General features: G+C 60.7%; 12 protein-coding genes. 4 read left to right on the forward strand and 8 right to left on the reverse strand.

The window, feature by feature from the left end:
* Positions 1 to 89: 89 nt before the first annotated feature.
* From ACSQ87_RS15590 to ACSQ87_RS15615, 6 genes are all read right to left on the reverse strand, one after another.
* Complete coding sequence (locus ACSQ87_RS15590) at positions 90 to 1,169, reverse strand: nucleoside hydrolase (RefSeq protein WP_223433402.1); 1,080 nt, start codon at positions 1,167 to 1,169, stop codon at positions 90 to 92.
* 156 nt (positions 1,170 to 1,325) lie between these two features.
* A complete protein-coding gene (locus ACSQ87_RS15595; RefSeq protein WP_134102126.1) occupies positions 1,326 to 2,636 on the reverse strand; it encodes an MFS transporter in 1,311 nt (436 codons plus the stop codon).
* Positions 2,637 to 2,797: 161 nt separating this feature from the next.
* Complete coding sequence (locus tag ACSQ87_RS15600; RefSeq protein ID WP_223433401.1) at positions 2,798 to 3,430, reverse strand: N-carbamoylsarcosine amidohydrolase; 633 nt, start codon at positions 3,428 to 3,430, stop codon at positions 2,798 to 2,800.
* A 12-nt stretch (positions 3,431 to 3,442) separates the two neighbouring features.
* Positions 3,443 to 4,195 (reverse strand): maleate cis-trans isomerase family protein, encoded by a 753-nt coding sequence (locus ACSQ87_RS15605; RefSeq protein ID WP_223433400.1) that lies wholly within the window; start codon positions 4,193 to 4,195, stop codon positions 3,443 to 3,445.
* 19 nt (positions 4,196 to 4,214) lie between these two features.
* Positions 4,215 to 5,033: an alpha/beta fold hydrolase gene (locus ACSQ87_RS15610; protein ID WP_223433399.1), complete on the reverse strand. Its 819-nt coding sequence runs from the start codon at positions 5,031 to 5,033 to the stop codon at positions 4,215 to 4,217.
* Entirely contained in the window at positions 5,030 to 6,178 is a 1,149-nt protein-coding gene (locus ACSQ87_RS15615) for an FAD-dependent monooxygenase (RefSeq protein ID WP_223433398.1), read from the reverse strand. The genes ACSQ87_RS15610 and ACSQ87_RS15615 overlap by 4 nt, the downstream gene beginning before the upstream one ends.
* Positions 6,179 to 6,490: 312 nt before the next feature.
* On the opposite strand from ACSQ87_RS15615, the gene ACSQ87_RS15620 reads away from it, so the two are divergent.
* The 4 genes from ACSQ87_RS15620 (at position 6,491) to ACSQ87_RS15635 (ending at position 12,425) form a co-directional block, all read left to right on the forward strand.
* Positions 6,491 to 7,549, forward strand: coding sequence for a 2,5-dihydroxypyridine 5,6-dioxygenase (locus ACSQ87_RS15620; RefSeq protein ID WP_223433397.1), 1,059 nt, complete (start codon positions 6,491 to 6,493; stop codon positions 7,547 to 7,549).
* A 190-nt stretch (positions 7,550 to 7,739) separates the two neighbouring features.
* Positions 7,740 to 8,222 (forward strand): MarR family winged helix-turn-helix transcriptional regulator, encoded by a 483-nt coding sequence (locus ACSQ87_RS15625; protein WP_436275095.1) that lies wholly within the window; start codon positions 7,740 to 7,742, stop codon positions 8,220 to 8,222.
* Between the two features lie 161 nt (positions 8,223 to 8,383).
* Positions 8,384 to 8,860 (forward strand): (2Fe-2S)-binding protein, encoded by a 477-nt coding sequence (locus ACSQ87_RS15630; RefSeq protein ID WP_056739967.1) that lies wholly within the window; start codon positions 8,384 to 8,386, stop codon positions 8,858 to 8,860.
* Between the two features lie 16 nt (positions 8,861 to 8,876).
* Positions 8,877 to 12,425, forward strand: a complete 3,549-nt coding sequence (locus ACSQ87_RS15635; protein WP_223433395.1) for a molybdopterin cofactor-binding domain-containing protein — start codon at positions 8,877 to 8,879, stop codon at positions 12,423 to 12,425.
* A 79-nt stretch (positions 12,426 to 12,504) separates the two neighbouring features.
* Here ACSQ87_RS15635 and ACSQ87_RS15640 read toward each other — a convergent pair whose 3' ends face one another.
* Complete coding sequence (locus ACSQ87_RS15640; RefSeq protein ID WP_223433394.1) at positions 12,505 to 13,161, reverse strand: TetR/AcrR family transcriptional regulator; 657 nt, start codon at positions 13,159 to 13,161, stop codon at positions 12,505 to 12,507.
* A gap of 53 nt (positions 13,162 to 13,214) precedes the next feature.
* Positions 13,215 to 14,663, reverse strand: a complete 1,449-nt coding sequence (locus tag ACSQ87_RS15645; protein WP_223433393.1) for a nucleobase:cation symporter-2 family protein — start codon at positions 14,661 to 14,663, stop codon at positions 13,215 to 13,217.
* Positions 14,664 to 14,851: the final 188 nt, after the last annotated feature.

Genomic DNA, 14,851 nt, shown 5'->3' on the forward strand with positions numbered 1-14,851 from the left:
TTGAGCAACGTTCGGCGGTTCAGCTGTGCGACCACGCTCACTGTGAGGGGGTCGCCGCAAACTGTCACTTCTTCATGAGCGGCGCGGCATCAGCTGCCTTTGACCGGCGTCGGCAAGGTCACAAGATTCACATAATCATCCCAGAACTGCTTCTGGTCGATGGCAAACACCACCTTGGCTTTTTGCGTGCCCACGGGTGGACTTTTCTTGTAACCCAGGGCGCGACCGTAGTCGGCACCGAATTGGGCATTGACATCGACCCACAGCTCGCGGGATTCGGTGACGATGCCCGGCTCGACCAGAAACAGGGCCGGCAGGCTGTCCCAGGTAAAACTGTGATAGCCGGGGTCTTTGCTGAACAACGGCGCGAATTCGTGTTTGTACAGATCGGCAATCGGTCCCGGCCGGGCGATGACGCGCTGGTAGATCGAGGCATCGAAGGTGACCTTTTCGCACACATCGTTGGGAAAAATGACGTGTTCGATGGGTGAGCGCAGGACGATCTTCGCCGCCTCGGGGTCGAACCACCAGTTGAATTCGGCGGCCGGTGTGGTGTTGCCCGGAATCTCAATGGCCCCGCCCATGTACACGATGCGTTTGATCAACGGCACGATGTCGGGGGCGGAGCGAATGGCCAGGGCGATGTTGGTCAGCGGGCCGACCGCCAGCAACGTCACTTCATGAGGATTGGCGCGCACGCTGTCGACGATGAACTGGGCGGCGGTTTCCTTGCGCAATGAGGTGTGGGTCGCCAGGCCATCCGGCGGGGTGATCAGTTGCGCGGCGGAAGTCGGACGCGGCGCCTTGAAAGCACCCGGCCACCCGGCCCCGAACAGGGCTTTTTCCTGTGGGTAGGTGGCGAAGTCATGAAGCAACGGGTAGGCCGCGCCGGAATAGACGCCGACGTCCTTTTCTACCCCCATGCGCTCTACTGCCTTGAGGGCATCCACCTGTTCCTGGTCGACCCAGGCGTTGCCGCTGACCAGGGTCATGCCGAGCAGGTCGATGCGTTTCTGGGCGTGGAGTTGGGCGAGCATGATGAAGGTCTGGCCATCATCGTTGAGCACGTTGAAGTCGGTGTCGAAGATGACTTTTTCCGCCGCTTGCAGGGAACCGGCGCAGAGGCCGGCAGCGACAAGCAGGGCACAGCGTTTGATGAAACCTCGCATGAATTCTCACCTGATAATTGGAATGACTGCCGAAGGATTGACACCCATCCACTGTGGGAGCGGGCTTGCTCGCGAAGGCGTCCGGTCAGTCAGCATCCCCGTCAACTGACACACCGCTTTCGCGAGCAAGCCCGCTCCCACAGGGGCAGTGTGGTGTCAGCGGTTGACCAGTTTGGCCGGCAAGGCGATCACCAGAAAGCTGCTGAGAATCAGGCAGCCGGCAAAGAACCACAGCGCGCCGGCACTGCTGCCGGTCACGTCGATGGCGACCCCCATCAGCGAGTTGCTGACCAGCCCGGCGATGTTCGCCAACGAGCAGGCGAGGGCGAAGCCGGTGGCCGCCGCGGTGCCTTTGAGAAAGGTCGCCGGCAGACTGAAGAACACCGGCACTGCGCCGATGATCGCCGCCGACGCGATGGCGAACAGGGCCACGGTCGCCACCACGTTGTGGACGAAGAACGGCGCACTGGCCATGGCGGCGGCGCCCACCAGAAACGGCACGATGATGTGCCAGCGACGTTCGCGGTGTTTGTCGGAGCTGGCGCCGATCAACAGCATGCCCAACAACGCGGCGATGCTCGGCAGCGCCGTGAGTACACCGATGTGGAACGTGTCGATGATGCCTGCATTGCGGATGAAGGTCGGCATCCAGAAACCCATGGCATAGGCACTGAGCAGGATCGAGAAGTCGATCCCGCCGAGCATCCAGACTTTCAGGTTGAAGAAGCCATCGCGAAAACTGTGTTTGCTGTCCCCGCCACTGGCTTCATCGGCGCGCAGTTCTTGCTCCAGCAGGTTTTTTTCATCGTCGTTGAGCCATTTGGCCTGGCGATAGTTGTTGGGCAGGGCCCAGAAGGTCAGCACGCCCAGCATGACACTCGGCACCGCTTCGATGAGGAACAGCCATTGCCAGCCATGCAGGCCGCCAAAGTTATCGAAATAACCCATGACCCAGCCGGACAGCGGGCCACCAATGACGCTGGACAGCGGCAGGCCGATCATGAACAAGGCGATGATGCGGCCCCGTCGATAGGTCGGAAACCAGGTCGTCAGGTAATACAGAACGCCGGGCAGAAAGCCTGCTTCGGCGGCACCGAGCAAGAAACGCAGGATGTAGAACTGAGTGGTGGACGTCACGAGCATGGTGCAGGCCGACAGCAGGCCCCAGGTGATCATGATGCGGGCGATCCAGATCTTGGCGCCGACTTTCTCCAGCACCAGGTTGCTCGGCACCTCGAACAGGATGTAGCCGACAAAAAACAGGCCGGCTCCGAGGCCGAAGGCGGTTTCGCTGAAGTGCAGTTGATCGAGCATCTGCAGTTTGGCGAAGCCGATATTGATCCGGTCGAGGTACGCGGCCAGGTAGCAGAAGCACAGGAAAGGGATCAGCTTCCAGGTGATCTTGTGGTAAAGCGCTTGAATCGGGTCGGCGACCGTGGTCGCAGGTGCTGCATTCGCAATGGGCATCGGGTGTCTCCTGGCGGTGACTTATGGTTTTTATACAGCCGCTTTTTTCCAGCGCTCTGGCGCGCTGAAAGCGGCGTCCAAAGGCAGTATCAGAAGACTGAGGGCGTACCCTCAGTTTTATCGAAGACCTGCGCTCTATGGCGCGGTTCTTGTGGTGCGCATCAGCTTTTCTCGAAGTGGGCGATGGCCTCCTGTTTGCTGACGACATCGCCGTATTTGCTGTCGATATCGAACAGGTTGGCTTCATGGGGCGCCGAATGCCGGTCGCCGACGCACTCGCGCACGACGATGGTGCGAAAGCCGTGTTGTACGGCGTCCACCGCTGTCGCCCGAATGCAGCCGCTGGTGGAGCAACCGGCCAGCACCACGGTGTCGATGCCTTGAGCGTGCAGCATCGAGGCCAGGCTGCTGCCGAAAAAGGCACTGGCGTATTGCTTGCTGATCACCACTTCATCCTCCTGGGGCAGTACCTCTTCGCAAAACGCCGCCAAGGGGTTGCCCTCGACCATATCTTTCATCACCGGGGCTTTTTTAACCCAGATGCCACCGTCGGCGAAATGGCCGGGATGGTAGCGGATATTGGTGTGCACCACCGGGATGCCCTGACGGCGGGCGCTGGCCAACAGTTCAACACTTTCGGCCACGGCACTGACCACGCCGGGTGCGAACAGCGGCGCCCCTTCGGTGGTGTAGCCGCGCATGAAATCGATCATCAGCAACGCGGCTTTCTGGCCGAAACCGATGCGCAGGCCCCACACGCCCTGATAGTTGTCGCTGGCGGTTTGTTCGTTCATGTTGCTCACCTTTTAATAGGCGCCGGAGAGCAGGGCGCCCGCACCGGGAACAATCGGTTCCAGGTCCAGGGCCGTGAGCATGGCGTAGGTGGTGGCAATGGCGGCGGTGAGCACCGGTTTGCCGGTTTGCGCTTCGACTTGCGCCACCACGGGCAGTGACTGCATCTGCACGCAGGCCGAGAGCACGATCACGTCGACGCCTTCCAGGTTCATACCGGCCACGATGCCCGGCAGATTCGCCGGATCGTGACGGGCCACGGCGAGGTTGTCGGGAATTTCCAGGGCGCGCCAGTCCACGACTTCGAAGCCTTCTGCGCGGATGTAATCCACCACCAGTTCGGTGAGGGGTTTCATGTACGGCGCGACGATAGCGATGCGTTTGGCGCCCAGCACTTTCAAGCCTTCGATCAAGGCGCCGGCGCTGGTAATGACTGGCGCGTTGCCGTCGTTATCGGCGGTGGCCTTGCGCAGCCGTTGCTCGGATTTGCGGTGATAACCCAGACCCATGGCCATGATCGCCACCAGGCACGCGTAACCCAATACGTCGACCTTGGCGTCGGACAATTCCACGGCGCAGCGGTCGGATTCGCCGTCCATCGCCGCCAGCTCTTCCTTGCGCACTTGCTTCATGCGCATGCGGCTGGAGTGAAAGGTGAAGCGCTCGGGGCGGATCAACTGACGCGCGGTGAGCATCGCCGGGATCTCGGTTTCCATGGTGGTGTTGGAGCTCGGCACGATCTGGCCAATGCGGTAAGGCGTGAGCATAAAAGTCTCCCGATGGCTTTTAATTAAGGGTTGGATTCAGACGTGGACCGAGGAAGTCACCGAAGGCGGCGAAGAAGCCTTCGAGGTCATCCCAAGGAATCATGTGCCCGGCGTTTTCGACGTGGACACTGCGAATGTTCGGTTGCAGGTCGAGTATTTCCGCTTCGTCCTCGGGCTGAATAACACCACCACGGCCGGCGATCATCAGTAACGCCGGGGCCTGGAGTTTCGGCAGGTCCTGATGGAAATCCACCTCATGGAAATCGTTGAAGGCCTGCACGATTGCCGGCTCGTAGCAGGTGTGCAGCCACTCGGCGCGCAGCTGCAGTTGCTCGTCGGTCCAGGTGGCGCAGAAGGCGCGCATCGCATCAAAGTCCATTCCTACCAAGGACTGGCGGATCGAATCGACGTACCACGGCAGTTTGCTCGGGTATTCGCGCCGACCAGGGCCGGACACCGGTGGATCGATCAATACCAGACGGTTCACCCCGACCGGATGCCGCACCGCGCTGCGCACGGCAAAGCGGGCGCCCATGGAATGGCCGACCAAGTGGTAGTTGTCGAGACTCATGGCCTGTGCGAAAGCGCCGATGTCGTCGGCGCAGGCGTCAACGCTGTAGTCCAGCTCGGGCCCGGTGGAGGAGAGGCCACGACCACGGACGTCCAGCACATAAGTGTCGAAATGCTCGCCTAAGCGCTCCGCGACAAAGCCCCAGGTGATCGCCGGGCTGGTGATGCCGGGAATCAGAATCAGCGCCGGGCCTTTACCGCCATAGCGCAGGTAGTGCTGGCGAATACCGTTGGCCTGGACGTTACCGCCATGGATGAACGTACTCACGCGGCTACCCCCGATTTCAGCGGCTGGGCGTACAGGTCATAGCCGTAAACCCAGGCCGGATCTTCCTGGGTGCGCAGCCAAGTGTTGGCGTTGGACACAGATTGCACGCGGGAGGCGCGTTCCTTGCGGTTGGCTTCATAGAGTTCGAACGCAGTGCGGTAATCGCCGAGCCCGGTTTCCTGCAGGCAGCGGGTGAGCATCGCGGCGTCTTCGATGGCCATGCCGGCGCCCTGGGCCATGTGCGGCTTCATCGGGTGGCAAGCGTCACCCAGCAGCACCAGTCGCCCACGGCTCCACAGCGGCAACGGGCTGCGGTTGCGCAACGGCCATTTGGTGACGCTTTCGGTGGATTCGATCAGCGCCTGGACCGTCGGGTGATACCCCTGGAACGCCTCAAACATTTCTTCGCGGCTGCTGTCGACGAACGCGCCCTGGAAATCCCACTCCGGGTGTGGCACGCCGGTCACGTAGTAGTACTCGTCGCGCTTGCCGGTGGTGTAGTAGACCATCATGTGCCGATCCTCGGTCCACCACTTGATGCAGTCTTCGAACTTCAAGTCGTATTTGGCCAGTTGATCGCCACGGATCAGCGCGCGGTGCGCTACCCAGCCGCTGTACAGCGGTTTTTCCGCGCCGAGCAACTCTTCACGAATCTTCGAATTGATGCCGTCGGCGCCGATGACGATGTCGGCGTAGGTCACTTCGCCATCGCTGAAGGTCAGGCGCACCTGGCTGTCGGTTTCTTCGAGGGTTTCCAGGCGTTTGTTGAAGTGCACAGTGCCGGGTTTGATCGTCGACATCTGCAGGGCGTGCAGGTCGCCGCGGTGCACGGTGATGTAGGACGCGCCGTATTCCTTGCGAGCGAAATCTCCCAATGGGATGCGTGACAGGTAATCGCCACTCAAACCGTCACGACTGAACCAGTGATCCGGGTGCGAACCCATCAGGTCGAGCTGTTGCTCGATGCCCATGCGCCGGAAGATTTTCATGATGTTGGGGCCCATGTGTATCCCGGCACCGAGGCGGGAGAACTCGGGGGCCTGTTCGTAGATGTCCACCTCGAACCCGGCTTGTTGTAGCAGCGTCGCAGCGGCAGCACCGCCAAGACCCGCACCGACGATGGCGATTTTCTGTGTTCTTGCCATAGGGATTGTTCCTCTTTTTCGAATGGTCACTGGCGATGTCGTCGCAAGGTTTTTAAAGTGTATACGCTATATTTTTTAAAAAGAAAGAGCCGTTTGGAAAAAATAATTTTCAGACTTGTTTGTCTGTAGTCACCAAATGTAACCCGTAAATATTGGGTTTGTGTGGGTTGGTAACGTTATGGCTTGGTGCTTGCAGTCAGCCTGCTTTTAGGGTCTTATCGTTAGCAAATGGTGTATACGCTATAAAAATGCACTGGAGTGAGGCGGGGCGCCTCGACTTGGTGCGCAACAAACGATCGAGGAGACAGGAAAATGCCGGTAAGCGATTGCGAATTGACCCAGATGTTCGAACACGTGTTGAAGCTGTCGAAGGTCGACCCGACCCAGAGCGTCGCCGTACTCAAGAGCCACTATTCGAACCCGCGTACCGTGCGTGCGGCGATGGAGGCGGCCCAGCGGTTGGGAGCCAAGGTCTACGCGGTGGAGTTGCCTTCGTTCAACCACCCAACCGCCATGGGCAATGACATGACGGCCTACTGCGGCGATACCGCGCTGACCGGCAATATCGCGGCGCAGCGGGCGCTGGAAGCGGCGGACTTGATCGTCGACACGATGATGCTGCTGCACTCACCGGAGCAGGAGCAGATCCTCAAGACCGGCACTCGGATTCTGTTGGCCGTCGAACCCCCGGAAGTCCTGGCGCGAATGCTGCCGACCGAGGCCGACAAGGTGCGGGTGATGGCGGCGGAGCAACTGCTCAAACAGGCCAGATCAATCCACGTCACCTCCCGCGCCGGCAGCGATTTCCGCGCGGCGCTGGGGCAATATCCTTCAGTCACCGAGTACGGTTTCGCTGATGAACCGGGGCGCTGGGATCACTGGCCCAGCGGCTTTCTGTTCTCCTGGCCCAACGAAGAAACCGCCGAAGGCGTGCTGGTGCTGGATGTCGGCGACATTGTGCTGCCGTTCAAGAACTACACCCGGGAGAAAATCACCCTGGAAATCGAGAAGGGCTTCATCACCTCGATCCATGGCGGTTTCGAGGCCGAATACCTGCGTGACTACATGAAGTACTTCAACGATCCAGAGGTCTACGGTATTTCCCATATCGGCTGGGGCTTGCAGCCACGGGCGCAGTGGACTGCCATGGGGCTGCACGACAAAAACGATGGCATGTGCATGGATGCCCGGGCGTTCTACGGCAACTTCCTGTTCTCAACCGGACCGAATACCGAAGTTGGTGGCACCCGCAAAACCCCGTGTCACCTGGATATTCCATTGCGCCATTGCGATGTGTACCTGGATGACCAGGCGGTGGTGATTGGTGGGGATGTGATCGCACCCGAGGCTTCGCGGGTTTACAAGGATTAGTTGCCAGACACACATGTTGTGGTCAGCGCTGATCAAATGTGGGAGCGGGCTTGCTCGCGAAGGGGCCGTGTCAGCCGACATCTATGTCAACTGACACACCGCATTCGCGAGCAAGCCCGCTCCCACAAGGGTTTGGTGCTGTCCCTTAAGGCCAATATCACGCTTGAGTCCACCCGCCAACCTGTCCATCATGCCTTCCCACCACTTTTCGCTTTTCGAGTCTGTCGTGTCAGAAACTCCTGATTCCTCCTACGTTTTCTCCGAACAAGTCGGGCATTTGCTCCGCAAGGCCTATCAACGGCACATGGCGATTTTTCAGCAGAACGTCGGCGACTCCCAGCTCACCGCGGTGCAGTTCGTCACCCTGTGCGCCGTGCGTGATCACGGCCCCAGTTCGTTGACTGAACTGGTCAAAGCCACAGCCGTGGATCAAGCGACCATTCGCGGCATTGTCGAGCGGCTCAAGGCCCGGGAGCTGATCACCCTCGAACCCGACCCGCAGGACCGGCGCAAAGTGATTGTCGGCCTGTCCGAAGCCGGCGACCGTCTGGTGCAGCAAACCGTGCCCTGTGCCGGGAAAATCACCGAGCTGACCATGAGCAACCTCAACCCGGCAGAGCAGGTCGCCGTGCTGTTTTTGCTGCGCAAGATGATCGACGACCCACAGGACTGATCAGCGCATTCGGTCTTTGGCATCGTTTTTGCTCTCTTTTCATGTAGTAACCACTTCACCACTCGAGTGTGTCGCGACGCCACAAACTGATTCTGGCCCGCGACCTTTTCTTCGATCTTTTGGTGTAGCGGATACTTCATCAACTGAAGCGGGCGAAGCGAATGACAAGCCAGGAAATCACGGTAGCGCTTGAGGTCAACGGCCACACCAGCACCGTCACCGCGATGGCGGATACGCCGTTATTGCTGATCCTGCGCAATGACCTGCAACTCAACGGCCCCAAGTACGGTTGCGGCCTGGGCGAGTGCGGCGCGTGCACGGTGATCATCGACGGCGTGGCGGCGCGCTCTTGCGTGTTTCCGCTGGCTGGCGCGGTCGACCGGCAGATCGTCACCCTCGAAGGGCTCGGCAACCGCGCCGATCCGCACCCGGTGCAACAAGCCTTTATCGATGAGCAGGCGGCGCAATGCGGCTACTGCCTCAACGGCATGATCATGACCGCCAAGGCCTTGCTCGACCGCATCCCGCACCCCAGCGAAACCCAGATCCGCAACGAACTCTCGGCCAATCTTTGCCGATGCGGCACCCATATCGAAATCCTCCGCGCGGTGCTGCGAGCCGCCCGTCAAACGCCTTGAACGTGGATCGATGACCATGACTGACGCAATCCCCACCCGCGACCAATGGCTGGCCAAGACCGGCGTTCTGCTGATCGTCGACGACATCCTGCCGCCATCAGGCCCGGTGGCCAAAGGCGGTACGCCGCTGATCAAACCCAAGGAACTGGGGCTGTTCATCGCCATCAGCGATGACGCACGGGTGTATGCCTTCAACGGGCATGTTGACCTCGGCACCGGTATCCGCACTTCGCTGGCGCAGATCGTCGCCGAAGAACTGGACCTGCAACTCGATCAGGTGTGCATGGTGCTGGGCGACACCGAACGTGTGCCCAATCAGGGCGCGACCATCGCCAGCGCCACTCTGCAGATTTCCGCGATCCCATTGCGCAATGCGGCTGCGGAGGCCCGGCGTTTTCTGCTGGAGCGGGCGGCAGAACGCTGGTCGGTGGAGGCGGGCAGTCTGAAGGTCGAGGCCGGGGTGATAGTCGCAGCGGACGGACGCACCACGTCCTACGCCGATCTGGTGCGCGGTGATCATGTTGAACTGCGCCTCTCAGGCACCGCGCCACACAAACCTGCCGAAGATTATCGGCTGGTCGGCAAGGGCGCCGCGCGGGTGGATATTCCGGCCAAGGCCACTGGCGAACTGACTTACGTGCACGACATGCGGCTGCCGGACATGCTCCACGGCCGGGTGATTCGCCCGCCCTATGCCGGGCTCGATTGCGGCGAATTCGTCGGCAACAGCCTGCTGGAGGTCGATGAGTCCTCCATCGCGCATATTTCCGGGATCGTGGCGGTGGTGGTGATTCGTGATTTCGTCGGGGTGGTGGCGCTGCGCGAAGAACAGGCGATCAAGGCCGCCCAGGCGTTGAAAATCACATGGAAAGCCTGGAACCATAAATTGCCGGACATGAGTAATGTCGAGCAGGCCATCCGCGATAACCCGCGAGTACAGCGCGTCGTTCTCGATCAGGGCAACGTCGATGACGCCTTGGCCGGGGCCCATCAGCGTATGCCGCGCACGTATCTGTGGCCGTATCAGATGCATGGCTCTATCGGCCCGTCTTGCGGGTTGGCGGACTATCAGTCGTCGGGCAGTCGTGTGTGGTCCGGAAGCCAGAATCCGCATTTGCTGCGAGCGGATCTCGCCTGGTTGCTGGAGTGCGCAGAAGAATCGATCGAGATTGTTCGCATGGAAGCGTCGGGCTGTTATGGGCGTAACTGTGCCGACGATGTCTGCGCCGATGCCTTGCTGTTGTCCCGCGCCGTGGGCAAACCGGTGCGGGTGCAATTGACCCGCGAGCAGGAGCATCTGTGGGAACCCAAGGGCACCGCACAACTGATGGACGTCGACGGCGGTTTGAACGCCGATGGCAGTGTGGCTGCTTACGATTTCCAGACCAGCTACCCGTCCAACGGCGCGCCGACTCTGGCTTTGCTGTTGACCGGACGGGTAGAGCCGGTGGCGGCGATGTTCGAGATGGGCGATCGCACGTCGATCCCTCCTTATGACTTCGAACACCTGCGCGTGACCATCAATGACATGGCGCCGATTGTCCGGGCTTCATGGATGCGCGGGGTGTCGGCGCTGCCCAATACCTTCGCCCACGAGTCGTACATCGATGAACTGGCGTTCGCGGCGGGCGTCGATCCGGTGGAGTACCGACTGCGTTATCTGCGCGATGAGCGCGCCATCGACCTGGTGAAATCCACCGCCGAGCGCGCCGCCTGGACCCCGCGCACCGCGCCGATGCAAACCCCGAACGACGATCAGTTCCTGCGCGGTCGCGGCTTTGCCTACGCGCGCTACATCCACAGCAAATTCCCCGGATTCGGTGCGGCGTGGGCCGCATGGGTAGCGGACGTGGCGGTGGATCGCCAGACCGGTGATGTGTCCGTCACGCGGGTGGTGATCGGTCATGACTCGGGGATGATGATCAACCCGGCGGGCGTACAGCATCAGATCCACGGCAACGTCATTCAATCCACCAGTCGGGTGCTCAAGGAGCGGGTGACTTTCGAGGAGTCCACCGTCGCCAGCAAGGAGTGGGGCGGTTATCCAATCCTGACCTTCCCTGAAGTGCCGCAGATCGACGTCTTGATGATGCCGCGTCAGGACCAGCCGCCGATGGGCGCCGGTGAGTCCGCCTCGGTGCCGAGTGCGGCGGCGATTGCCAACGCCATTTATGACGCCACCGGGATTCGTTTTCGCGAACTGCCGATTACCCCGGAACGGGTGCTGGCGGCGTTGAATGCCGGCACTTGTGACGAGCCACCGAAGTCGCCGGCCAAACGCTCGAAGTGGCTGTTCGGTTCGCTGTTTGCGGCGTTCGGCGCGGTACTCGGTATGGCCGCCACCGCGTGGCCGTATCACGGTGAAATCGCGCCGATTGCCCCGCCAAGTGCCGGCACCTGGTCGGCAGCAACCCTTGAGCGCGGCCGGTTGCTGGCGGCGGTCGGCGATTGCGCGGTTTGCCATACCGCGCCGGGTGGCGCGACCAATGCCGGAGGCCTGGCGATGCAGACGCCGTTTGGCACGCTCTACAGCAGCAACATCACGCCGGATGTGAAGACCGGCATCGGCAACTGGTCGTACCCGGCGTTCGAGCGTGCGATGCGCGACGGCATCGGCCGCGACGGGCGCAATCTGTACCCGGCGTTTCCCTACACCGCGTTTCGCAATATCAACGATGCCGACATGCAGGCGCTGTATGCGTACCTGATGTCACAAGCGCCGGTCAGCCAACCCGCGACAGCCAACAATATGCGTTTTCCATTCAATCTGCGGCCGTTGATGGCCGGGTGGAATTCGCTGTTTTTGCGCCGGGGCGAGATCAGCGTGCAGCCAGAACGTAGCGAGCAATGGAATCGCGGCGCCTACCTGGTCAACGGTCTGGGCCACTGCGCCGCCTGTCATTCGCCACGTAACCTGATGGGCGCGGAGAAGGGCGGTGCATCGTTCCTGGCTGGCGGCACGGTCGATGGCTGGGAAGCGCCGGCGCTGAACGGTTTGTCGAAAGCGCCAACGCCGTGGACGGAGAATCAGCTGTTCGACTATCTCAGCACCGGCTATTCCGACGCCCATGGCGTGGCGACCGGGCCCATGGGGCCGGTGGTCAGTGAACTGGCGAAATTGCCCAAGACGGATATCCGGGCGATGGCGGTGTACCTGGCGTCACTCAACGACGCGCCGGCTGAAGCGCAAGTGGTGGAGAGGGTCACGCGCCCGGTGGCCAGCCTGTCATTGAGCAACGGTCAGCGGGTGTTCGAAGGTTCGTGCAAGGCCTGTCACGCTGATGGCCTGGGGCCGAAACTGTTTGGTGTGAGTCCGTCTCTGGCGAGCAATACCAATGTGCACAGCGATCAACCGGACAACCTGATCAAGGTCATCCTGCAAGGCATCGATGCACCGGCCACCAAGGACCTGGGCTACATGCCAGGTTTCAAGGACAGCCTGTCCAATACGCAGGTGGCGGAACTGGCGGCGTTTTTGCGTAATCGGTTTGCTTCAAATGCGCCGGGTTGGGAAGGGTTGGAACAGAAGGTTGCACATCTGCGGGCTAATCCAGGGAGCCATTAAAAGTATCGCGGGCAAACCTCGCTCCAGGTTCAGCGCAACCTTTGTGGGAGCGAGCTTGCTCGCGATGAGGCCGGCCCAGTCACCCCAGATGCTCGTCGGGCAACTTCATCACCCCCCGAAGCACCAGATCCTTGATAAACCCCAACCAATCCTCCCGCTGCCCCTTGTCCGCCAGATCCTCCCCAAGGAAGGAACTGAGCGTATGCCGATTGGAGTTATAGAAATAACAAAGCGAGGCGATCATCAGATACACATGCTTGATGTCCAGGTCCTGACGAAACAAACCCTGAACCTGACCCGCCTCAATGATTGGTCGCAATACGCCGACCGCTTCTCCCGACAACCGGCGCAACTCGCTGGATTGTTGGGCGTGCTTGCCGTTATGCAGGTTTTCGTTACTGAGGATGGCGACGAATTCCGGGTGTTCGACGTAGTAGTTCCAGACGAACGCCACCAGATCCTGCAGGGCCAACAGCGGTGTGCTCAGGTCCAGCTTGAGCTGGCTTTCGGCTTTATTGAATTGCTCATAGGTGTGTTCCAGCACGCAGATGAACAACTGCTCTTTGCTGCCGAAGTAGTAATAGAGCATGCGGTCGTTGGAATCGGCTTCGCGGGAAATGCTTTCCACCCGCCCCCCGGAGTAGCCGTCGCGGGTGAACACCTTCACGGCCGCTTCGAGAATCCGGGTTCGGGTTTGATGGGCCTGGGCGGCCCGGATGCCGGTTTTCTTGTTCAACGTGCGGTCAACCTTCTACCAAGCGGAGTCGCAACGAATGTAGCACGGTCCCATCAGCGGTTCAGGCTGGCGGCGGTTTCAGTGGCCGGCGGATTTTCCATGACTTGCAGGATCGAGGCTTCCGGATCGAAGTCGTCCTCTTCCAGCTCAATGAATTCTTCAGGCAGGAAGATATTCAGCACGATTGCGCACAATGCGCCGACGGTGATCGGCGATTCGAAGATGTTGTGCAGCGCCTTCGGCAACTCGCGCAGCACTTCCGGAACCGCCGCGACACCCAGACCCATGCCGAGCGAAATCGAAACGATCAGCATGTTGCGTCGATGCAGGCCGGCTTCGGCTAGGATCTTGATCCCGGCGACAGCGACGGTGCCGAACATCACCAGTTCAGCACCACCGAGTACCGGTTTGGGCATCAGTTGCAGCACCGCGCCGATCATCGGGAACAACCCCAGCACCACCAACAGACCGGCAATGAAGAACGCCACGTAGCGGCTGGCCACGCCGGTGAGCTGAATCACGCCGTTGTTCTGGGCGAAGGTCACCATCGGCATGCTGTTGAACACGGCGGCCATGGCCGAGTTCAGGCCGTCGGCGAGCAGGCCTGACTTGATCCGGCGGAGGTAGATCGGGCCTTTGACGGGCTGCCGGGAAATCATCGAGTTGGCGGTCAAGTCACCGGCGGCTTCCAGCGGCGACACCAGGAAAATCACCGCCACTGGTACAAACGCCACCCAATCGAAGTTAAAACCGTACTTGAACGGCACCGGTACGCTCATCAGCGGTACGTCGGGCAGGCTGGCGAAGTTGACGTCACCCATCAACCAGGCCACGACATAGCCGAGGGTCAGGCCGATGACGATTGCGCCGAGGCGCAGGAACGGCACATCGGCCCGGTTCAGCACCACAATCGTTCCGAGCACCAAGGCCGCCAGGGCCAGGTGACTGGCCGCGCCGAGGTCCGCCGCACCGAAACCGCCGGCGATGTCGGTCATGGCGACTTTGATCAGTGACAGGCCCATCAGCGTGATGATCGTGCCGGTCACCACCGGGGTGATCAGCATCCGCAATTTGCCGATGAACTGGCTCAATACCACTTCGATGAAGGCGGCGAAAAAGCACACACCAAAGATCGTCGACAGAATCTCATCGGTGCCGCCACCCCGGGCCTTGACCATGAAACCGGCACTGAGAATCACGCTGATGAATGAGAAGCTGGTGCCTTGCAAACACAGCAGGCCGGAACCGATCGGGCCGAAACGTCGTGCCTGAACAAACGTGCCCAGCCCCGAGACGAACAGCGCCATGCTGATCAGGTACGGCACTTCGCTTTGCAGGCCGAGGGCGCCACCCATGATCAGCGTCGGGGTGATGATGCCGACGAAACTCGCGAGTACGTGTTGCAGGGCGGCGAAGACGGTGGCGGTCAGATGCGGACGGTCGTCGAGGCCGTAAATCAGGTCGGAGCGGGGCCGGGGTTTTGCGTGTTCGGATGAGGTCACGAGGAATGCGCCAGGGCCAGGTCAAAAAATGGAGGCGCAGGATGCCAGAAACCGGCAAAAGATCAAAAGATCGCAGCCTCGTTTCACTCGACAGCTCCTACATTTGGAACGCGATCCCCTGTAGGAGCTGCCGTGTAGTGGTCGAATATTTTTGGACCATGATGTAGGAGCGTCGACTTTAGGAATCA

It is taken from the genome of Pseudomonas sp. LjRoot277 (assembly GCF_964253845.1).
Lineage (GTDB): Bacteria > Pseudomonadota > Gammaproteobacteria > Pseudomonadales > Pseudomonadaceae > Aquipseudomonas.